Here is a 20,959-nt window from a genome sequence, read left to right as displayed (position 1 = left end):
AAGTACTTGAATAATATGAGGGCTACCAAATGGTAGCCCTCATTATTTTTACGAGTTATTACGAGTTGGATGAACCATCGTCTGGTTTATCATGATGAATCAAGTGATACGCAGAACGAGCTCGAGGGTGAATAAAGAAATGGTTAGCTGGCGCATTATGCGTTTTGATATGCACCATAGAGACATTAGTTTTCTTACCTTGTTTGTTATGGAAAGCATAAATTACAAAAGGCAGTAAGAAAATAATCACAAAGCTAACCGCAAGTAACGTCACATAGGTGGTATTGCTCGCACCATTCGGTAAAGAACTCGGTGGGAAGAATGAAATCACAAAGGCTAAGATAGAAACAATTAGGCCGACTAACGCAATGAGAAGTTTAATGCCTTTACCTCCCGGTATATTGAAGACACGTTTTTTCTCTGGTTGTTTGCAAACTAACTGCATATAACCTAAAAATAGCATGAAATAGCTACATAAATAGATAACTACCGTTAAGGCTAGAGCAATAAGGAATGACATATTACCACCGCCCCCAGTATTGGTGAGGACGATAATCGCTACTGTTGTGATCAACAACTGCGAAATCACCAGTGTTACCGGTACGCCATTTTTATTCACCTTGGCAAAGCCTTGCGGCAGAATACCTTTCTGTGCCGCGACATACATCCCGCGGGATGGCCCCACAATCCAAGAAGCAATCTCAGCCAGCACGCCAAGCAATAATAGTGCCGCAATAATTCTCACTGCCCATTCAAGGGATGAATTAAAGTGTGTGACAAGCACATTGAATGTTTGTACCACACCAGCAGATAAATTAATTTCACTGTTTGGGATCACCGCTGCTACCGATAACCCACCAATTGAGCTTAAACAAATTGCCGCTATCATGAGTAAAAACATCGCTGCGGGGTAATCTCGACCGGGGTTTTTCATTTCATTAACGTGAGTTGCTGAAGCTTCAACACCCATATAGCTCAAAATAAAGGCGACAAATACCACGAGTGTGCCAATTTTGGTGAAATCAGGAATAAAGGTTTCAGTACTAATTTCAATGGCCAATGGAGAGCCGCTGGCTAAATAGCTGATCGCTAGAAAGACCAAAATTAGCGCTGGAAGCAAGATGCCTGCGAAAAAACCGACTTTCGCAATCGTGGCAGTATATTTAGTTCCGCCAAATTGTGTGAAAGCCAATACCCAGAGAATAACAAGTGCCCCTATCGTTTTGGTGATTGGGTCTGTATTAAGTTCTGGCCAATTCAAAATATAAGACAGTGCCCCTAATACGAAATACAGCATAGGAATGAAGCCAATCGCAATTTGTAAATAACCAAATGAAATAGCGGCAAATCCCCAACGTTCGCCTAATGTATTAGAAACCCATGCAAATACACCACCTTCCTCCCAACCTTCTACGGTTGCCATTTCTGCGGCACACAATGCGACAGGAATAAACCACAATAATCCTCCTAATAGCAGGAAAAATACGAGGCTAAAGCCAGATGTTGCAAATGTTGGATATTCATAAACGGCCATCACCATTGATGCAGTGATGGCAAAAAAGCCAAGTAGTGTCAGTTGCTTTGCGGCTGGAGCTGTCGTTGTTGCCATACGAGTTCTCCTCAAATCGATAAACAATCTGCCTTTTCAGGGCGGATCTCAGTAGGAGCCAAAGAACCTAAGGCTCTTTGGCTCGTTAACAACACAATCATGAATAAAAGAATTAACTGTGATTAAAGCCGCCGCCTTCTTCTTCTGTTAGCGGTTTATTGACGGGGTGCTTATCGAAATACTCTAAGGTGCGTTTGAAGTCATCAATGAGTAATGCGGCTAAATCTAAACTAACCCCATGACGCACTAGAATACGTTGAATAACAAGGTCTTCACGGTTTGCTGGCATGGAGTAAGCAGGAACTTGCCAGCCACGGCTACGCAGTTTGTCTGCGATGTCATAGAGGGAATATTTGCTGGTGGCGGTGCCTTCTTTCAGTTTCCATGCTAATGCAGGGATACCAGTTTGGCTATCACCATCAAAAATCATTTCAAATGGCCCTAATTTTTCAATTTCACGGCTGAGGTATTGTGCAGTTGCATAGCAAGCGTTGTGGATTTTTGCATAGCCTTCGCGACCCAGTCTCAAGAAATTATAATATTGAGCAATGATTTGACCGCCAGGGCGAGAGAAATTCAGTGCGAATGTTGGCATATTACCGCCTAAATAATTCACATTAAAAATCAATTCTTCTGGAAGGTCTTTGGCTTCACGCCAAATAACCCAGCCAGCGCCTAATGGCGCCAAACCAAATTTATGGCCTGATGCATTAATGGATTTTACACGTGGTAAGCGGAAATCCCATTCTAAATCTGGTGCACAAAATGGAGCTAAGAAGCCGCCACTAGCACCATCCACATGGATAGGAATATCCAGTCCAGTTTCTTTTTGCAGTTTATCGAGCGCATCGTGTACAGCTTTTACGGGCTCATATTGGCAGGTAAATGTCACCCCAAGGGTTGGTACGACACCAATAGTATTTTCATCGACACGTTTGAGCACCTCTTCCGGTGTCATGATGAGGCGGTCACCTTCAAGAGGGATCTCTCGGAGTTCAACATCGAAATAACGAGCAAATTTGTGCCAACAGATTTGAACTGGGCCACAAATTAAATTAGGTTTATCGGTCGGTTTTCCTTTAGCGGCTTGTTTTTTGCGCCATTGCCATTTTAGCGCTAGCCCACCAAGCATTGCAGCCTCTGAGGACCCGATGGTTGAGCAACCAAGGGTATTTTCTGCATCCGGTGAATTCCATAAGTCCGCTAACATATGTACGCAGCGGTTTTCAATTTCTGCTGTTTGTGGATATTCGTCTTTATCTATCATGTTTTTGTCGATAGACAAATCCATCAAATCACGAATTTCATCATCCACCCATGTCTGGCAAAATGTTGCTAAGTTTTGGCGTGAATTCCCATCTAGCATTAATTCATCGCGTACTGCACTAAATACATTACGTGGTGCTTGTTCTTTCAATGGAAACTTGGTTTTTGGTAATGATTTGGATAATTCTAATGATGCGTAGACATCATCCATTCCACTGTGTTTTGAATTTAATGCATTATTACTCATGTTTTAATTCCTCAATGACCATGTGGTAATTAAATACTATTAATCTTGAGCTCAATATTAAATATACGCCGTCTTTTGAAAAATTCAAAAGTGTTCAAATAAAAAAGATAATTTAATGAAAACCGTCATAATTAGAAAGTAACAGTAGAGTGAATGATGGTTTATGGTTATTTTGGTTATAGATAATTTTTCCCAAGAGCTGATTGTGTTCATAAAATGATGCTAAAAACCACTCAATTTAACTAAATTATTACATTTTTATGGTTTTTATTTCTATGTATTTAGCTTTTTAGTTGTTTTTATTTGATTTTATATGGGCGAAAAATGTAGTGGAAATAAATGAATGTTCATAAAAAACTAATATTTCAATAATGTTAAGTTATGTAACTTTTATTTAAACCCTGATTTTCATAATGTCTAAAGTTAATTTATACCGTTAACCGTTAAATATAATTATTGTGGCAAAATGAATTTGAATATAAAGAAAATAATAGCATGAGTTATATTGTGGAAAAGTAGTTCGCGAATCTAATCAGTTTAGATATCACGTTAATATATTTACCTTAAAGACACTGGTTCTTTTTTAAACAAGAAATAACTAGTTCTAGCTATTTGATATTTTTTTCTGGGAAAATAGAAGATATTTATAAGAATAGAAGAAAATAGCAAAGGGATGAGACAAAATATTCGCCTCATCCGACTAAATTAAGGCCTAACTCCCAAAGTATGGCAGATAGCATAGGTGAGCTCAGAGCGGTTCAACGTGTAAAAATGAAAATCTTTCACGCCTTCACGGCTAAGAATTTTGACCATATCCATGGCGATTGATGCGCCGACAAGGTTACGGCTCTCAGGGTCGTCATCTAACCCTTCGTACATTTTACTCATCCATGCAGGAATGCGTACGTTAGTCAGTTTGGCAAAGCGCTCGAGTTGACGAAAGTTAGAGACGGGTAAAATCCCCGGCACGATTTCCACATCAATACCTGTCGCGACGCAGCGGTCACGAAAACGTAAATAGCTCTCAACATCAAAGAAAAACTGAGTGATTGCACGGTTAGCTCCCGCATCAATCTTCTTTTTTAAACTAATTAAATCGGCTTGAGCGCTTTTGGCTTCAGGGTGAACTTCAGGGTAGGCCGCAACAGAAATATCAAAATCCGCTTCACTTTTTAACAGCTCGACTAGATCAACAGCATACATATCTGGTTTACGGCTGTTGTCAGGTAAATCACCACGCAATGCAACAATATGGCGAATACCATTATTCCAATAGTCACGAGCAATGGCTTTCAGTTCTTCAGGGCTTGCATCAATACACGTTAGGTGAGGGGCTGCAATTAAGCCCGTTTTATCTTTAATATCTTTGATGATGCTGTGCGTTCTGTCGCGTTCGCCGGAATTCGCACCATAAGTCACAGAGACAAATTGAGGTTTCAGGTTTTTGAGCCTATCAATAGATTTCCATAGTGTCTGCTCCATCTCTTCACTGCGAGGTGGGAAAAACTCAAATGAAACATTAATTTGGCCATCTAACTCAGCTAAGTTTTGATTTAGCGCTTCGCGCTGATTTGCGTGAAAAAAACTCATACCCTGTAACCTCGCAATTTGCAAACTAACTATTTTTTGTACGTTATTATATCCATTTGTGCGTCTATACGTTTAGACGTCCAAATAGAAATTACCAGATCGGTACCAATAGTCAATACTTAAATTAAATTATGACGCTGAGGTTTTTTCAAAGGCAACAGGAAAATAATTCATGATAAAAAACGCGACCCTGTTCAGTGTCGCGCTTAAATCGATGGCTAGTCAGATTTACTCAGTGAAACAGAAGTGCTCAACCATTTGGCTAATTAATTGGCGAGTAGGTTCAATAAAGCGCATATCGATAAATTCATCAGGCTGATGTGCTTGCTCAATAGAACCAGGGCCAAGAACCAACGTCGGGCAGAGCTCTTGGATAAACGGCGCTTCAGTACAGTAATTCACGGTATCCGCTTTTTGCCCCAACAACTGTTCAATTACTGCCACCATCTTGTGGTCCGTTGGGCATTCATAGCCAGGGATCGGCGGATGCATGGGCTCAATCGCCAAGCGACCTGGCCAACGGGCACTAACAGGCTCAAGAGCTTCATTGAGTAGTTCATCTAAGTCCTGCAAAGTCAGGCCGGGGAGTGGGCGAATGTCCATGTGTAATTCACAACAACCACAAATTCGGTTGGCTGCATCACCGCCATGAATATGACCAAAGTTCATCGTCGGGTAGGGAATGACAAATGCAGGGTTGTTAAATCGTTCTTTTAACGTATTTCGTAAGTCCATTAAATGGGAAATAGACTCATGCATTAATTCAATGGCATTGACCCCACGTTCTGGGTCACTAGAATGCCCCGATTGCCCAGTAATGCGGATAGCATTTGATAAATGTCCTTTGTGCGCACGAATCGGTTGTAACGAAGTTGGTTCTCCAATAATCGCAAAATCCGGTCTTAGCGCTGTACTGGCTGCAAAATAACGTGCGCCAGCCATCGATGTTTCTTCATCCGCAGTGGCCAATATATGCAGTGGGCGTTTGAGCAGAGTTAAATCCATATCGCGTAACGCATCAACAATAAAAGCAAAAAAGCCTTTCATATCTGCGGTTCCGAGCCCATATAACTTGCCGTCATGCTCTGTTAGCTCAAACGGGTTTTTACTCCAACGTCCATCATCAAAGGGCACGGTATCGGTATGGCCGCATAGCATCAGCCCACCATTTCCTTCACCAATAGATGCAAGCAAATTATATTTATCTCGCGTTTCCGGCACAGGTTGAATGTTGACCGAAAAACCTAACGTCTCCAGCCACCCACCGAGAAGTTCCACCAGGGCTTTATTGCTCTGGTCCAAATGAGAATCAGTCGCACTAATCGACGGAGTCGCAATTAATTGACGATAAATCTCAATAAATGCAGGTAATTTAATATTCACTGTTGACAGCCTTTATCCATAATAGTATCAATATTCATGCACTTTATTTGAATAAAAATACACATTAAACTGTTTGGGTCACGAGTACAAGGTAGAAAGCATATGTTGAACACACTCATTATCGGGGCCAGTGGCTATACTGGAGCAGAATTAGCCGGTTATTTGCAACGCCATCCTGAAGTTAATCTTCAAGGATTGATGGTATCGAAGCAAAGTGCGGATGCAAATAAACGTTTTTCTGATTTACATCCTCAGTATAAAGGCATCATAGACCTTCCCGTTCTGCCATTAACCGATGTCGCAGAAGCAGCGGAAGGTATTGATGTTGTTTTTCTTGCCACTGCACATGAAGTAAGCCACGACATAGCCCCTCAGTTTCTTGAAGCGGGCTGCGTTGTGTTCGACTTATCGGGTGCTTATCGTGTTCAAGATCCTGCGTTCTATACGCAATACTATGGCTTTGAACATACAAATACTGAATGGCTAATGCAAGCAGTTTACGGTTTAGCAGAATGGCAGGCCGATAAAATTTGTCAAGCGCAACTGATCGCAGTACCAGGGTGTTACCCAACGGTTTCCCAATTAGCACTTAAACCATTGATTGAAGGCAATTTGCTAGATGAAGCTATGTGGCCAGTGATTAATGCCACCAGCGGAGTCTCTGGAGCAGGCCGTAAAGCCTCGATGACCAACAGCTTTTGTGAAGTGAGTTTGCAACCTTATGGCATCTTTACTCATCGCCATCAGCCAGAAATTGCGACTCACTTGGGAAGAGAGGTTATTTTTACACCACATTTAGGCAATTTCTCTCGAGGCATCCTTGCAACGATTACGTGCAAAGTAAAAGCGGGTGTTTCGGCAGAAAAAATCACACAAACGTTTAAAGATGCTTATCAAAATAAACCGTTAGTGCGGTTATATGAAAAAGGCGTTCCTGCATTGAAATCGGTAGTTGGTACGCCGTTTTGTGATATTGGCTATGTATTGAAAGGTGAACACCTGATTTTAGTGGGTACAGAAGATAACCTACTTAAAGGTGCGGCAGCACAAGCCGTTCAGTGCATGAATATTCGTTTTGGTTTTGCTGAAACTCAGTCTTTATTTTAAGAAGGATTAACCCCATGCAACCCTTAGTGATTAAATTGGGCGGAGTGTTACTTGATAGCGTCGAGGCACTTGAAAAATTATTTACAGCGATTCAAACCTATCGGCAAGCACATCAACGTGAGTTGGTGATTGTACATGGCGGTGGCTGTTTAGTTGATGAATTGATGCAAAAACTGCAATTACCTGTCGTTAAAAAGCAAGGGTTACGAGTCACGCCAGCAGACCAAATCGATATCATTACAGGGGCATTAGCGGGTACGGCGAATAAAACATTACTGGCATGGGCAACGAAGTATCAACTTCCAGCCGTAGGGCTTTCTCTCGGTGATGGGCAAAGTGCCACAGTGACTCAATTAAACGAAGAATTAGGTCATGTCGGTGATGCCAAACCTGGCGATGCGAAATTATTGAAATTATTGTTGGGTGCAGGCTATTTACCCATTATCAGCTCTATAGGTATCACACCAGAAGGTGAGTTGATGAATGTAAATGCGGACCAAGCTGCAACCGCTATCGCCCAAGTCTTAAACGCAGATTTGGTTTTACTGTCTGATGTGAGCGGTATTTTGGATGGTAAAGGCCAAAAAATTGATGAAATGACGACGCAAAAAGCGCAAAAGCTCATTGAACAGGGAATTATTACCGATGGAATGATTGTAAAGGTCAATGCGGCGTTAGACGCTGCGGCAGCTTTACAACGCTCTGTTGATATCGCAAGTTGGCGTCATGCAGAACAACTTCCCGAGCTGTTTAATGGAACAGCAATCGGAACACGGATCTTGGCATCATAAATGAGCCATGGAATAACTATATTAATTGAGCGGATAGGTACGTTATGAAAAAGGGCATTAAAAAGATTGTATTAGCATATTCAGGTGGCCTGGATACATCAGCAATTATTCCATGGCTAAAAGAAAACTATGACGATTGCGAAGTCGTGGCCTTCGTTGCGGATGTGGGGCAAGACCGTGAAGATTTAGTAGGCGTAGAGAAAAAAGCTCTACAATCAGGTGCATCCGAGTGCTATGTCGTCGATTTACGTGAAGAGTTCATCAAAGAATATATTTACCCTGTATTGAAAACGGGGGCGCTATATGAAGGTAGCTATTTATTAGGTACGTCAATGGCTCGTCCAATCATTGCTAAAGCGCAAGTTGAAATTGCCTTAAAAGTGGGTGCAGATGCTGTTGCCCATGGCGCAACAGGTAAAGGTAATGACCAAGTGCGTTTCGAAAGCACCTATACGGCATTAGCACCACAGTTACAAGTGGTTGCACCATGGCGTGAGTGGGACTTACGTTCCCGTGAAGCGCTGCTCGATTATCTGAAAGAGCGTAATATTCCAACAACAGCTAGCCTTGAAAAAATCTACAGCCGTGATGAAAACGCATGGCACATTTCTACGGAAGGTGGTGTTTTAGAAAGCACATGGAATGCTGCAAACCAAGATTGTTGGGTATGGACTGTCGATCCGCAAGATGCACCAGATGAAGCTGGATTAGTTACCGTTGGTGTCAAACACGGTGAAGTCGTTTCGGTAAATGGTCAAGCATTGTCTCCACTTGGCTGTTTAGAAGCATTAAATACTTTAGGTGCAAAACATGGAGTGGGCCGTATTGATATCGTTGAAAACCGTTTAGTGGGTATGAAATCTCGTGGTTGCTATGAAACCCCGGGAGGCACCATTATGATGGCGGCATTACGTGGTATTGAACAACTGGTTCTTGACCGTGACAGCTACAAATGGCGTGAGCAACTCGGCTTAGAAATGTCATATGTAGTTTATGATGGCCGTTGGTTCGCACCACTACGTCACTCGCTGCAAGCGGCTGCTGAATCATTAGCACAAGATGTGACAGGGGAAGTTGTTCTGAAATTATATAAAGGGCAAGTGACTGCGATTCAGAAAAAAGCGGATAAGAGCTTGTATTCTGAGGAATTTGCCACATTTGGTGAAGATGAAGTTTATGACCACAGTCATGCAGGTGGGTTTATTCGTCTTTACTCGCTGTCTTCACGTATCCGTGCGCTGAAAGAACAAAACAAAGCGAAGTAAATCAAATAGTAGTCCCCCGACAGCCAAGACTGCTGTTGGGGTTAAAAACTTATTTTATCAATCAGGTAGGGATTAGTTATGGCACTTTGGGGTGGACGTTTTAGTCAGCAAGCGGATCAACGGTTCAAACAGTTTAATGATTCATTGCGTTTCGATTATCGCCTGGCGCAACAAGATATTATCGGCTCAGTCGCATGGTCAAAATCACTAGTAACAGTTGGTGTATTGTCTGATAGCGAACAACAAACTTTAGAACAAGCGCTAAACTCCTTACTGAAAGAAGTGCAAGATAACCCTGAAATTATCCTGCAAAGTGACGCAGAAGATATTCATAGCTGGGTTGAAGGTAAGCTGATTGATAAAGTTGGTGATTTAGGTAAAAAATTACATACCGGTCGTAGCCGTAATGACCAAGTGGCAACAGATTTAAAACTGTGGTGTAAAGACCAAGTCGCATTGTTGCTTGAAGCGGTAACCGAATTACAAAAAGCGTTGGTCATCACCGCAGAAAATAACCAAGATGCAGTAATGCCAGGTTATACCCATTTACAACGTGCCCAACCGGTGACATTTGCCCACTGGTGTTTAGCCTATAGCGAAATGCTAGCGCGTGACGAAAGTCGTTTAAAAGATACCTTAAAACGTTTAGATGTTAGCCCATTAGGGTGTGGGGCATTAGCAGGAACGGCTTATGATATCGACCGTGAGCAGCTTGCCTCTTGGTTAGGTTTTGCTTCTGCAACGCGTAATAGCTTGGATACGGTATCAGACAGAGATCACGTTCTTGAATTATTATCGAACGCAAGTATCGGTATGGTTCATTTATCCCGCTTTGCTGAAGATTTAATTTTCTTTAATAGTGGAGAAGCTGGCTTTGTTGAGCTATCAGACAAAGTGACATCAGGTTCATCACTCATGCCGCAAAAGAAAAACCCTGATGCATTGGAATTGATCCGTGGAAAATGTGGGCGTGTCCAAGGTGCATTGACAGGTATGATGATGACTCTAAAAGGGCTCCCTCTTGCTTACAACAAAGATATGCAAGAAGACAAAGAAGGGCTATTTGATGCATTAGATACTTGGTTAGATTGCATGCACATGGCTGCGTTGGTTCTTGATGGTATTCAAATTCGCCGTAGTCGTTGTGAAGATGCTGCGAAGCAAGGTTATGCGAATGCAACTGAACTCGCTGATTATCTGGTTGCTAAAGGTGTTCCATTCCGTGAAGCGCATCATATTGTGGGTGAGGCCGTTGTTGCCGCAATTGGGCAAGGTAAAGCTTTAGAGGAAATGGCTTTAAGTGATTTGCAAAAATTCAGTAGCACTATTCAGTTGGATGTCTATGAAGTTTTATCACTACAATCTTGTTTAGATAAGCGGTTAGCAAAAGGCGGGGTATCTCAGAAACAAGTGGCAAATGCTATTGTAGAAGCAAAAAAACGATTAGAGCTGTGATCGGTTATAGAAGATAAAAATGGGGGGTAGCATGACTACCCCAATTCCCATAACGCGTTTGTTTTTAAATATATTTAATGGTTAACATTCTTAATTGCTTCTCCTCATTGATCCAATTGTATGAGTATTCATTTCGACCATCATTAATAACGTTCCAATCTTTTTCTTGAGTAATATTATTTAGCCCAATATTTGTCATTGTAGACTCAGTATTATTCAAGCAACTCAATTTAATATGTGTATCAGAGACAGCATTCGTACAAGTTGGGTGAACCACTGCGCCATTGAAGCTAATAGTGCCTGATTCTTGGCTTTGGTTCGCATAGGTATTGAATGTACTGAATACTAAAACTAATATTAAAGCTGTTGATGAACGATTAAATACTCTTTCTGTTATTGATTTTTGCATAATAGAGCCCTACAACTTAATTCGTTTTAAATCAGTTGTTTATGTAATTTGTTTTTAAAGTTGGGTTATTTTCTAATTAAGCGTGTTGCACGGATAATAATGCATATCCTTTTTCTTTATTAGTCCAATTGAATTGGTAAATACTCGTGCTTCCATTTAATTCTTTCCATTCTGGTGATTTTTTCTCTTTGGAAAAGTTAATTGGGCTAGATTCCATTTTGTTTTTTTCATTATTAAAACAATTCAAAGTTGTGTTGTTTTGATTAATGTCATAGGTACATGGTGGAGAAACAATCATAGCTTTAAAAGTAATGGTTGTTTGATTTCCTTCAGCTTGTACATTCGTAGTAAAGAATGATGTTGCAGCTAAAGCGAAAGTTAAAGTTAATACTGAAGTGATTTTTTTAATAGTCATAATGTTTGCTCCTAATTTCAAATTTCTGTAATTCGGTTTGTTTAAGTTTTCATATATCTTGCTATGGGAAGAATTATAAAATGAAAAACTCTAAAAAGGTGTAAATCTAAAAGCTAAAAATGTATTAAAATATAATTCTAAATGACCTGCTTTAATATATCTCTAGGGTCATTTTTTAATGATTTATATTTACAATATTCCGTTAAATTTGGTTTGTTAGTGTTTAATGTTCTGTGTTTGCATAAAAACCCCCCTTTCGGGTGGTTTAATCTATTGTGGCGTTTTTTAAAGCCGCCTTGAATATATTCATTTTTAGATATAAAAAATGGCTGTTATATTGAGATTTTTAATTTGTTTTTAAATACAAATTTACAAAGTTTAATTGAAAGTGAAAATGAATATGACAAAATGTTTCAGAAATAAGGCATTGTGATTTCTTTTTTAAACCTTTGGAGAGTGATGTTCTTTTTTTCCAAAATAATATTGGTTAATACCACCTTATTATTAATGAAAACGTTTCAGTATTGCTCTAAATTATGTTTTCGATACTTGAATTGGTATTTGATGCTTTTACTCTTCATTTTTATAACCTCATTCATATTGGTATTCATCAGTATTTTGAATTACCTATTTATGTTGTTATACCCCCTAGAGGATTTTTATTGGTATGTGCAGTTTTCAAACTTATGCTTGTATCACTGCTCATCATATACATGCATATCTTATATCGGCATGCTTGTGGTTTTCTGTAATAACTTTGTTTGCTATTTAGATCATTTATGGGGAAGGTAAAGCTGATAATAGTGTTCATAGTATTTAGCCCTCCGTATTATCATCATTGATGAGGATATTGCAGAAGTTAGGTGACTATATAAAACTATTAATTTGAATTGATGCTGTTCTATGCTTTTCTTTTCTTATAATAAATATAGGGTGTTATTTTGAGTTTATCCACAATAAAAATGTGTGTAATTATGTGTAAGATTTTAAAGGACTTTATACATGACGTTATTTTCACTCATGAAATTATAAAACTAAAATAATAAATTAATGCAAATTTAAAAAAATTACTTCTTCTTTTTTTTAAGCTCGTATCCATGTACTAGCTTGAAAGTTTTTGAGGTTGGTCAATTGGATTTTTACTTTAATATCGATCTTAAGCAGAGTTTACACTGATATTTAATACCGCTTTAAGTATGATAAGTAAAACTTAATGTTTTTCTGGTGTTGTGTTTTCTTTGTAAATAACAGGAGAGTAAATAATGACACATTTTGTTTCTAAATATTACATTTTGTTTCATTTTATTGCGGGTTTTGTACAGAAAATGAGGTTTTCTCCCTATTTTTCAATTTATCAATAGATAAAACAAAACAATATCGATATAGTGATTGGTATTATCTATCTTTGGTTTGACAGAGAATTCACGAAAGGAAAAGAAATATGAATATTCGAGATTTAGAGTACCTTGTCGCACTCGCCGAACATAAACACTTTAGACGTGCCGCGGATTCTTGTCATGTTAGCCAACCTACTCTTAGTGGCCAAATTCGTAAATTAGAAGAAGAACTTGGCGTTATGTTGTTAGAAAGAACCAGCCGCAAAGTTCTTTTCACTCAACAAGGTTTATTATTGGTTGAACAAGCCCGTACTATTTTGCGTGAAATTAAAGTATTACAAGAAATGGCCGCCCTCCAAGGGGAAAGCATGTCGGGCCCATTACATATTGGTTTAATCCCAACGGTTGCGCCATATCTATTACCTCATATTATTCCGCAATTGCACCAAGCTCATCCGAAATTAGAAATCTATTTGCATGAAGCGCAAACTCAGCAATTATTGGCTCAGTTAGACAGCGGTAAATTAGATTGCGCTATTTTAGCGGAAGTTAAAGAAACGGAACCTTTTATCGTTGTTCCGTTATTCGAAGAACCGATGAAACTGGCTATTTATGAGAGTCACCCATGGCATGATCGTGATACGATTGAAATGAGTGAGTTGTCAGGTGAAAAGCTATTAATGTTAGAAGATGGCCACTGTTTACGTGACCAAGCGATGGGCTTCTGCTTCCAAGCGGGCGCGAAAGAAGACACACACTTCAGGGCAACGAGCTTAGAAACGTTAAGAAATATGGTGGCTGCAGGGAGTGGAATTACACTTTTACCTGATTTATCGGTACCAAATGAAGTTTGTCGTGATGGGGTATGTTATTTAAATTGTATTGAGCCTGAGCCGAAACGTACAATTGTATTAGTTTATCGCCCGGGTTCACCGTTACGTGGGCGCTATGAACAATTAGCTGAGACCATCTATAACTCAATGGATAACTATTATAAAAATAGAGTTTAAGGTTAAGCCGCCAATATTATTTTTTAGTTGATGATGGTTGCCAGGTTATTGGCAACCATAAATCACAAAATAATTAAAATAGTCGATTTAAACCATTTAAAGCCGCAACACGGAAAGCTTCCGCCATTGTTGGGTAATTGAAGGTTGTATTCACGAAATATTCTATAGTATTACCTTCACCTTTTTGTTCCATGATAGCTTGGCCGATATGGATAATTTCAGCCGCTCTTTCACCAAAACAGTGAATGCCTAGTATCTGTAATGTTTCTCTATGGAATAATATTTTCAAACTACCGACATTCATACCTGCGATTTGTGCACGTGCTAAATGTTTAAATTGTGCCCGACCGACTTCATAAGGCACTTTCATTGCGGTCAATTCTTGCTCTGTTTTACCAACTGAACTAATTTCAGGAATGGTATAAATCCCTGTTGGAATATCTTCTACTAAATGAGCATCACCTAAACTACCACCAATGGCTCGGGCCGCAATTCGTCCTTGGTCGTAGGCCGCAGAGGCTAAGCTTGGGTAGCCGATGACATCACCAACAGCATAGATATGTTCATTAGTGGTGCGATATGCTTTATTGACTTTAACTAAACCGCGGCCATCAGCCTCAATCCCGACATTAGCGAGACCTAAGCTATCCGTGTTACCCGTTCTACCATTCGCATACAGTAAACAGTCTGCTTTGACTTTTTTACCCGACTTTAGGTGAACAATAACACCGTCTTCGACCCCTTCGATTTTTTCATATTCTTCATTATGGCGAATAACAACGCCACTATTCCAAAAATGATACGACAAGGCATCTGACATTTCTTGGTCAAGAAAGGCCAATAGATGATCGCGGGTATTGATTAAATCAACTTTAACCCCTAATCCACGGAAAATAGATGCATATTCACAGCCGATAACACCAGCACCATAAATAATGACATGGCGAGGTTCGTGAGTTAGGTTGAGGATCGTATCACTGTTATAAATTCGAGAATGATTGAAATCAACATCGGAAGGACAGTATGGACGAGAACCTGTGGCAATCACGATTTTATCCGCACTTAAAACGTCACAACTACCATCTGCGTAACGGACACTGATATGTTGCTCATCGATAAAGGTGGCTTCACCCGAAAACATTTGGCAACCATTACGCTCATAAAAACCTTGGCGCATGCGTGTTTGTTGGCTAATTACCGTTTCAGCATGACGAAGAATTTCAGAGAAAGAGGAGCTTAAGCTACGGGAGTTATCACTATAAAGAGGGTTTTGGTTGAATTCGATAATACGGCTAACAGCATGACGGAGGGCTTTTGAGGGAATGGTTCCCCAGTGGGTACAGCCTCCGCCGACATTATTATAACGTTCTATAACAGCAACGTTTTTTCCTTGTTTCACTAGCCCCATGGCGGCGCCTTCACCACCAGGACCGGAACCAATGACTATTGCATCAAAATGGGTAAGTTGCATGAGGTAAGACCTGCTCTAAAACAAAATGACAACAAGATGTTATCATTAGTTGGTTATTTCACCTAATTTCCTCGTCGTTTTTCAAATTGATACAGCATTGGCTACACTCGCTTACCCTAGTCACATATTTATGCATGCTCCCAAGGATTTGCTGACGTATTGTTTAATAAAAGGTTGGTAGTATATCAGTGTTAAAAAACTAATTGAAAAAGGCTAAGTTAAATTCTGAAAATGAGTAAATTGTAGTGATAGTCGCTTTTTCTCCAAAACAGTTTAACTATTTTCAGGTATGCTAGGCGAAGAGTAAGGCTTATTACATTTACCTTTCATGATAAGAAACTAGGATCACCGTGAGTAACACAATTGGCGTTAGAGCAAAACAAAAAGAAAAAACTCGGCGTTCACTCGTCGAAGCCGCATTTAGCCAATTAAGCGCTGAACGGAGTTTTACTAGCCTTAGTTTGCGAGAAGTTGCGCGTGAAGCTGGGATTGCACCGACTTCATTTTACCGTCATTTCAAGGATGTTGATGAACTCGGGCTGACGATGGTCGACGAAAGCGGCTTGATGTTACGCCAGCTAATGCGCCAAGCAAGGCAGCGTATTGCAAAAGGCGGGAGTGTGATCCGTACATCAGTCTCAACTTTTATGGAGTTTATTGGTAATAACCCTAACGCCTTTAGGTTATTATTGCGGGAGCGTTCAGGAACATCTGCTGAGTTTCGTGCGGCAGTCGCTCGGGAAATTCAGCATTTTATTGCGGAATTGGCCGATTATCTTGAACTTGAAAGCCGTATGCCTCGCCATTTTACTGAAATGCAAGCAGAGGCCATGGTAACGATTGTCTTTAGCGCAGGTGCAGAGGCGCTAGATATCGATGAAGAAAAACGCAGAAATCTCGAAGAACGGCTGGTATTACAGTTAAGAATGATAGCGAAAGGCGCCTATTACTGGTACCGCCGGGAACAGGAAAAACAAAATCAAACTGACCCAGACCTGACTAAATAATAAGGAGAATCAATGACGGATCAAAAAAGTTATGAAAGAAGCACATTATTGCTAGCCTTTGTGATTGGCCTTGCAACCCATGGAACCTTTTCAACGCTGTTTAACTCGCTGGTCGATTTTTCATTTTTCCCAATTTTAACCCTGATATTGGCAGTGTATTGTTTACATCAGCGCTATTTGCATCAAGCGATGCCTATGGGGCTGCCAAAATTTGTTGCCGGTAGTTTTTTTATTGGGCTTTTTGGCTATGCCGCGATTTTACGTGTGCAAAATCCTGAAATAGGCTCTAATTTTATTCCCGCAACCTTTATTGTCATTATCGCATTGTGGATGTATTCAAGCTGGAAAGCACGTAAGAAAGAAAAAGCGGAGCTAGCACTTGAACAAGAAGTTGAAAATTAAGTTTATACGACTTTTCTAATAGTAAGGCGCCGCAGTTCACATCACTGCGGCGTTTTTGTTTTTTAGTAAATTAATAGCGGCTCAGTAATACCCCACTTTCCATATGGTGGGTATAAGGGAACTGGTCGAATAAGGCTAATTTCTCTATTTTATGGGTTTTAGTCAGCTCAGCTAAGTTATCGCATAGCGTTTCTGGGTTACATGAAATATATAGGATATGCTCATAACCCTGAACTAGTTTCACTGTTTCTGCATCTAAACCACTGCGAGGCGGGTCAACGAATATAGTATTGCATTGGTAATCGGCTAAAGAAATACCTTCCAAGCGCCTAAATTCACGGGCACCTTGCATGGCTTGGGTAAAATCCTCTGCGGACATACGAATAATTTGTACATTTTCAATATTATTGGCTTCGATATTATATTGAGCAGCGGCCACTGAGGGCTTTGCAATTTCAGTCGCTAATACGCGTTCGAAGTTTTGCGCTAATGCTAAAGAGAAATTTCCATTTCCGCAGTACAGTTCCAATAAATCACCCGTCGAATTCTGCGTTGACTCAATTGCCCACTCCAACATTTTGATATTGACCTGTGCATTAGGTTGCGTGAAGCTATTTTCAACTTGGCGATAAACCATATTTTTACCCATAACAGGTAAGACTTCATCGACATAATCATTATCTAACATGATTTTTGTTTTTGACGCTCGGCCAATCAATTGCACATCAAAGCCTTGTTCAACTAAAGCGGCTTTTAACGCTTTTGCTTCTGCCATCCATTCTTCACCTAATTTTTTATGGTAAAGCAGCGAAACAATCAGCTTATTACTTAGTGTTGATAAATAGTCAATTTGAAATAATTTATGACGCAGTAATTCATTTTGCTTAATTAACGGCAATAACGCCGCCATCATGTCATTGATCAATTGGCTGGCAACAGGAAACTGGTCAATACGAATACGCTCTTTCGTTTCTTTATTGAACATAATATGAAACAGGTCATCACCTTCATGCCAAATACGAAATTCAGCACGCATCCGATAATGGGATGTTGGAGATGAAAATATTTCAGGTTCAGGGGCGTTAAAAGGAGCCATCATCGCCTTTAAACGATCCGTTTTTTCTACGAGTTGTTGTTCGTAGTCTTCAGTATGCAAGGTGTTTGGCATGTTTGGCTCCATAAAGCAGTAATAAATTCGTATCAGGAGCGAAATTGTAGGGAATGCGGCGAAGATGTCCAGTTTTCATTATCCATCCGTAGACACTCACTACTATTCAACTTACGATAATAGACTGTGGTTTAGGGAATTTGGTGTGAATCCAAGACTGACGCGCAACGGTAAAAGTCCGATACCTGCCACGCATCCAATCGCTTCGTTGAATATTCGCGCGGATCTTATATTCAACCTCGCGGAATGTTAATTAAATTGATTTTCCGAGTGTAACCATAATGAATAATAAAAAGTCGCTGCCGCTATCGGCCGCTGCGCTGGCAGTACTGTGCGCTACTTCTTCTTTGGCAAGTGCAAATGACAAAACTGACCAACTGGTTGTGTCAGCTAATCGTTTCGAACAACCTATTTCTTCTATATTAGCGCCAGTGACGGTGGTCACTCGTGAAGATATCGACCATTGGCAATCCAATACCGTAATCGATGTATTAAGACGCTTGCCGGGAGTAGATATTTCTCAAAGTGGCGGAATGGGGCAACAAAGCTCCTTATTTATACGTGGCACAGAGTCACGTCACGTTTTAGTGTTAATTGATGGTATCCGTTTGAATCAGGCGGGCATTTCAGGTTCATCTGATATGAGCCAAATCCCAATTTCTCTGGTACAGCGCATTGAGTATATTCGCGGAGCACGCTCAGCGGTTTATGGTTCTGATGCTGTTGGTGGTGTGGTGAATATTATTACTCGTCGTGATAACGATGGCACTACTTTAAATGCAGGTATTGGCTCACACAGTTATCAAAACTATAACGGTTCGACTCAGCAAAAAATTGGTGAGAATACAACGGTAACGGCAGCGGGTGCTTATACTTATACAAAAGGGTTTGATTTGGCGCCAAAAGAAGTTAGCCCGAGACAGTATGATAAAGATGGATTTTTGAGTAAGTCATTGTGGTTAGGTGTTGAACATCAATTTTCTTCAGAAATCTTAGCGTACGCAAGAGTATATGGTTATGACAATCGTACGAGTTATGACGTATCAGAATATGCGGGAGTTAGTGTTGATACACGTAAACTCTATAGCCGAACTTATGAAACAGGTTTGAAATATCATCAAGGGAAATATTCATCATCATTGATGGGAAGCTATGGTTATTCAAAAGATTACAATTTTGATCCTAGAAAAGGGCAATATAGTGAATCTGCAAATCTTGATGAGTCCAAGCAGTACAATATTCAATGGGGTAATAGTTACCTATTAGATAAAGGTAATATTAGTGCGGGGATTGATTATCAACGCCAAAGTATTGAGCCTAGCAGCTACGCGATGATCAATGAAAAACAGACGTTAAATAACACAGGGATATACCTCACAGGGCAATATGCAATTATTGATTCTGTAACAGCAGAAGCGGCTATACGTTCTGACCATCACTCTGAATTTAATTGGCACACAACATGGCAATCAGGCCTTAGTTGGGAGTTTTATGAAGGTTACAAACTTGTTGGTTCATATGCAACTGCTTATAAAGCACCTAATCTAACCCAATTATATGCATATTCTTCATCGGTATATGGAACAACGCTAGGTAATCCGAGCTTGAAACCTGAAGAAAGTAAACAGTGGGAGGTTGGTGTTGAAGGAACAACGGGACCACTATTTTGGCAGGTCAATGCATACCACAATGATATTGATAACCTGATTGCATATAAAGCAGGTAACCCAATTAGTTCTTATGAGAATATTGGTGAAGCTGAAATTAAGGGAATTGAATGGGTTGGTGAGTTCGAAACAGGTATCCTTCATCACCAAGTTACTTATCAATATGTTGACCCTCGTAACAAAAAGACGGATAAGGCTCTTGAGCGACGGGCTAAGCAGCAAGTTAAATATCAGCTAGATTGGGCTATTGATAAAGTAGACATGGGGCTAACCTACCAATATATAGGCTCCCGCTATGATAATGACTATAGCCAATGGCCTTCTAAGCGAATAAAACTCGGCGGCGTTAGCATCTGGGATCTCACCGCTGCATATCCAATCACTTCACATCTCACAATTCGTGGTAAAATAGCTAATATGTTCGATAAAGACTATGAGACCGCGTATGGTTATCGCACCGCTGGAAGAGAATATTTCCTTACAGGAAGCTACAACTTCTGATAACAACCTATCTGTTCGCCCGACCATTCTAGTGTTTGACTCTGGAGTGGGCGGGTTATCTGTCTATCGTGAAGTCAAAAAAATGATCCCGAATGCTCACTATATCTATGCATTCGACAATGAAGCCTTCCCTTATGGTGAAAAAAGTGAAGAGTTTATTATTGATAGGGTCTATCAAATCGTAAATGCAATTGCTGCAAAGCATCCTTTAACCATTGCGATTATTGCGTGCAATACCGCAAGTACGGTCAGCCTCCCTAATTTGAGAGCACATTTTACGTTCCCAGTTGTTGGGGTTGTTCCAGCCATTAAACCCGCAACCAAGTTAACGCGTAATGGCGTGGTTGGTTTATTGGCGACGAAAGGCACTGTAAACCGCGAATACACCAAAGAGCTGATCGAACGTTTTGCTACAGACTGCAAAGTGATTTCCCTCGGTTCTGCGGAACTAGTTCAACTTGCAGAAAGAAAGTTACATGGGGAAACCTTACCGTTAGATGAAGTCGCCCAAACGGTCAGGCCATGGATTCGAATGCCAGAGCCGCCCGATACTGTTATTTTGGGTTGCACGCATTTTCCTCTATTAATAGAAGAACTCGAAAAAGTGCTGCCAAATGGAACTCGATTCATTGATTCAGGTTCTGCAATCGCCAGAAGAACCGTTTGGCTCATTAATAATCAAGAAGAAATCGCCAATTCAGAGGAAGAAAACTTCGCATATTGCTTATTAATGGATGACAACGCAAAAGGATTACAGCCTGTTCTCGAAGCAGAAGGGTTCAAAACGCTGGAAAAACTAGCTATCTAAGTTAAATTTGATGGAAAACTGAGCGAACGAAAAAAAATATGAAAAAAGGGG

Annotated in this window: 17 protein-coding genes and 1 riboswitch; of the genes, 9 read left to right on the top strand and 8 right to left on the bottom strand. The window is 40.2% G+C overall.

Features of this window, described 5'->3' with window-relative positions; genetic code table 11:
- Positions 1-58: 58 nt before the first annotated feature.
- The 4 genes from gadC to argE form a co-directional block, all read right to left on the bottom strand.
- Entirely contained in the window at positions 59-1,609 is a 1,551-nt protein-coding gene (gene gadC / locus PSE83_RS11925) for a glutamate:gamma-aminobutyrate antiporter (RefSeq protein ID WP_180312205.1), read from the bottom strand.
- Between the two features lie 112 nt (positions 1,610-1,721).
- On the bottom strand, positions 1,722-3,122 hold the full coding sequence (locus PSE83_RS11920; RefSeq protein ID WP_004265325.1) for a glutamate decarboxylase: 1,401 nt from the start codon (positions 3,120-3,122) through the stop codon (positions 1,722-1,724).
- Positions 3,123-3,827: 705 nt separating this feature from the next.
- The gene (gene metF, locus PSE83_RS11915; protein ID WP_004265327.1) at positions 3,828-4,712 is read right to left on the bottom strand and encodes a methylenetetrahydrofolate reductase; all 885 of its coding nucleotides are present in this window, start codon (positions 4,710-4,712) and stop codon (positions 3,828-3,830) included.
- A gap of 228 nt (positions 4,713-4,940) precedes the next feature.
- Positions 4,941-6,095: an acetylornithine deacetylase gene (gene argE / locus PSE83_RS11910; protein WP_004265329.1), complete on the bottom strand. Its 1,155-nt coding sequence runs from the start codon at positions 6,093-6,095 to the stop codon at positions 4,941-4,943.
- Positions 6,096-6,197: 102 nt separating this feature from the next.
- Between argE and argC the strand changes: the two genes are divergently transcribed.
- The 4 genes from argC (at position 6,198) to argH (ending at position 10,713) form a co-directional block, all read left to right on the top strand.
- Positions 6,198-7,202 carry an N-acetyl-gamma-glutamyl-phosphate reductase gene (gene argC / locus PSE83_RS11905; protein WP_272660871.1) on the top strand — a complete coding sequence of 335 codons (1,005 nt, stop codon included), beginning with the start codon at positions 6,198-6,200 and terminating at the stop codon, positions 7,200-7,202.
- A 14-nt stretch (positions 7,203-7,216) separates the two neighbouring features.
- Positions 7,217-7,993 (top strand): acetylglutamate kinase, encoded by a 777-nt coding sequence (argB, locus tag PSE83_RS11900; RefSeq protein ID WP_272660870.1) that lies wholly within the window; start codon positions 7,217-7,219, stop codon positions 7,991-7,993.
- A gap of 44 nt (positions 7,994-8,037) precedes the next feature.
- Complete coding sequence (locus PSE83_RS11895; protein WP_272657801.1) at positions 8,038-9,258, top strand: argininosuccinate synthase; 1,221 nt, start codon at positions 8,038-8,040, stop codon at positions 9,256-9,258.
- A 78-nt stretch (positions 9,259-9,336) separates the two neighbouring features.
- Positions 9,337-10,713: an argininosuccinate lyase gene (argH, locus tag PSE83_RS11890; protein WP_004265335.1), complete on the top strand. Its 1,377-nt coding sequence runs from the start codon at positions 9,337-9,339 to the stop codon at positions 10,711-10,713.
- A gap of 64 nt (positions 10,714-10,777) precedes the next feature.
- Here argH and PSE83_RS11885 read toward each other — a convergent pair whose 3' ends face one another.
- Together PSE83_RS11885 and PSE83_RS11880 are read right to left on the bottom strand one after the other, a co-directional pair.
- Positions 10,778-11,122 (bottom strand): hypothetical protein, encoded by a 345-nt coding sequence (locus PSE83_RS11885; protein ID WP_004265336.1) that lies wholly within the window; start codon positions 11,120-11,122, stop codon positions 10,778-10,780.
- A gap of 76 nt (positions 11,123-11,198) precedes the next feature.
- On the bottom strand, positions 11,199-11,537 hold the full coding sequence (locus PSE83_RS11880) for a pilus assembly protein (RefSeq protein WP_094961910.1): 339 nt from the start codon (positions 11,535-11,537) through the stop codon (positions 11,199-11,201).
- Positions 11,538-12,978: 1,441 nt separating this feature from the next.
- Here PSE83_RS11880 and oxyR point away from each other — a divergent pair.
- Positions 12,979-13,884, top strand: coding sequence for a DNA-binding transcriptional regulator OxyR (gene oxyR, locus PSE83_RS11875; protein WP_004265340.1), 906 nt, complete (start codon positions 12,979-12,981; stop codon positions 13,882-13,884).
- A 73-nt stretch (positions 13,885-13,957) separates the two neighbouring features.
- Here the strand turns inward: oxyR and sthA are convergent, their stop codons facing one another.
- Positions 13,958-15,355: a Si-specific NAD(P)(+) transhydrogenase gene (gene sthA / locus PSE83_RS11870; RefSeq protein WP_004265342.1), complete on the bottom strand. Its 1,398-nt coding sequence runs from the start codon at positions 15,353-15,355 to the stop codon at positions 13,958-13,960.
- A 350-nt stretch (positions 15,356-15,705) separates the two neighbouring features.
- Here sthA and fabR point away from each other — a divergent pair, with 350 nt between their 5' ends.
- Both fabR and PSE83_RS11860 read left to right on the top strand, forming a co-directional pair.
- Positions 15,706-16,362 (top strand): HTH-type transcriptional repressor FabR, encoded by a 657-nt coding sequence (gene fabR / locus PSE83_RS11865; protein ID WP_004265350.1) that lies wholly within the window; start codon positions 15,706-15,708, stop codon positions 16,360-16,362.
- A gap of 12 nt (positions 16,363-16,374) precedes the next feature.
- A complete protein-coding gene (locus tag PSE83_RS11860; protein ID WP_004265352.1) occupies positions 16,375-16,764 on the top strand; it encodes a YijD family membrane protein in 390 nt (129 codons plus the stop codon).
- A 70-nt stretch (positions 16,765-16,834) separates the two neighbouring features.
- Here PSE83_RS11860 and trmA read toward each other — a convergent pair whose 3' ends face one another.
- Entirely contained in the window at positions 16,835-17,932 is a 1,098-nt protein-coding gene (gene trmA / locus PSE83_RS11855) for a tRNA (uridine(54)-C5)-methyltransferase TrmA (protein ID WP_036959114.1), read from the bottom strand.
- A 112-nt stretch (positions 17,933-18,044) separates the two neighbouring features.
- Positions 18,045-18,139, top strand: a riboswitch (cobalamin riboswitch).
- Positions 18,140-18,213: 74 nt separating this feature from the next.
- Here trmA and btuB point away from each other — a divergent pair.
- The gene (gene btuB / locus PSE83_RS11850; protein ID WP_004265355.1) at positions 18,214-20,100 is read left to right on the top strand and encodes a TonB-dependent vitamin B12 receptor BtuB; all 1,887 of its coding nucleotides are present in this window, start codon (positions 18,214-18,216) and stop codon (positions 20,098-20,100) included.
- On the top strand, positions 20,045-20,908 hold the full coding sequence (gene murI / locus PSE83_RS11845; protein ID WP_004265357.1) for a glutamate racemase: 864 nt from the start codon (positions 20,045-20,047) through the stop codon (positions 20,906-20,908). Before btuB ends, murI begins: the two co-directional genes overlap by 56 nt.
- The last annotated feature ends 51 nt before the right edge of the window (positions 20,909-20,959 follow it).

This window comes from Providencia sp. PROV150, from assembly GCF_028481025.1.
GTDB classification, from domain to species: Bacteria; Pseudomonadota; Gammaproteobacteria; order Enterobacterales; family Enterobacteriaceae; genus Providencia; species Providencia hangzhouensis.
This window is presented reverse-complemented; position numbering and strand designations above follow the sequence as displayed.

Bases quoted from the DNA above. Each gene is read 5' to 3' on its own strand.
- gadC (WP_180312205.1), bottom strand. From the start codon at position 1,609: ATGGCAACAACGACAGCTCCAGCCGCAAAGCAACTGACACTACTTGGC.
- PSE83_RS11920 (WP_004265325.1), bottom strand. From the start codon at position 3,122: ATGAGTAATAATGCATTAAATTCAAAACACAGTGGAATGGATGATGTC.
- metF (WP_004265327.1), bottom strand. From the start codon at position 4,712: ATGAGTTTTTTTCACGCAAATCAGCGCGAAGCGCTAAATCAAAACTTA.
- argC (WP_272660871.1), top strand. From the start codon at position 6,198: ATGTTGAACACACTCATTATCGGGGCCAGTGGCTATACTGGAGCAGAA.
- argB (WP_272660870.1), top strand. From the start codon at position 7,217: ATGCAACCCTTAGTGATTAAATTGGGCGGAGTGTTACTTGATAGCGTC.
- PSE83_RS11895 (WP_272657801.1), top strand. From the start codon at position 8,038: ATGAAAAAGGGCATTAAAAAGATTGTATTAGCATATTCAGGTGGCCTG.
- argH (WP_004265335.1), top strand. From the start codon at position 9,337: ATGGCACTTTGGGGTGGACGTTTTAGTCAGCAAGCGGATCAACGGTTC.
- PSE83_RS11885 (WP_004265336.1), bottom strand. From the start codon at position 11,122: ATGCAAAAATCAATAACAGAAAGAGTATTTAATCGTTCATCAACAGCT.
- PSE83_RS11880 (WP_094961910.1), bottom strand. From the start codon at position 11,537: ATGACTATTAAAAAAATCACTTCAGTATTAACTTTAACTTTCGCTTTA.
- oxyR (WP_004265340.1), top strand. From the start codon at position 12,979: ATGAATATTCGAGATTTAGAGTACCTTGTCGCACTCGCCGAACATAAA.
- sthA (WP_004265342.1), bottom strand. From the start codon at position 15,355: ATGCAACTTACCCATTTTGATGCAATAGTCATTGGTTCCGGTCCTGGT.
- PSE83_RS11860 (WP_004265352.1), top strand. From the start codon at position 16,375: ATGACGGATCAAAAAAGTTATGAAAGAAGCACATTATTGCTAGCCTTT.
- trmA (WP_036959114.1), bottom strand. From the start codon at position 17,932: ATGCCAAACACCTTGCATACTGAAGACTACGAACAACAACTCGTAGAA.
- btuB (WP_004265355.1), top strand. From the start codon at position 18,214: ATGAATAATAAAAAGTCGCTGCCGCTATCGGCCGCTGCGCTGGCAGTA.
- murI (WP_004265357.1), top strand. From the start codon at position 20,045: ATGGTTATCGCACCGCTGGAAGAGAATATTTCCTTACAGGAAGCTACA.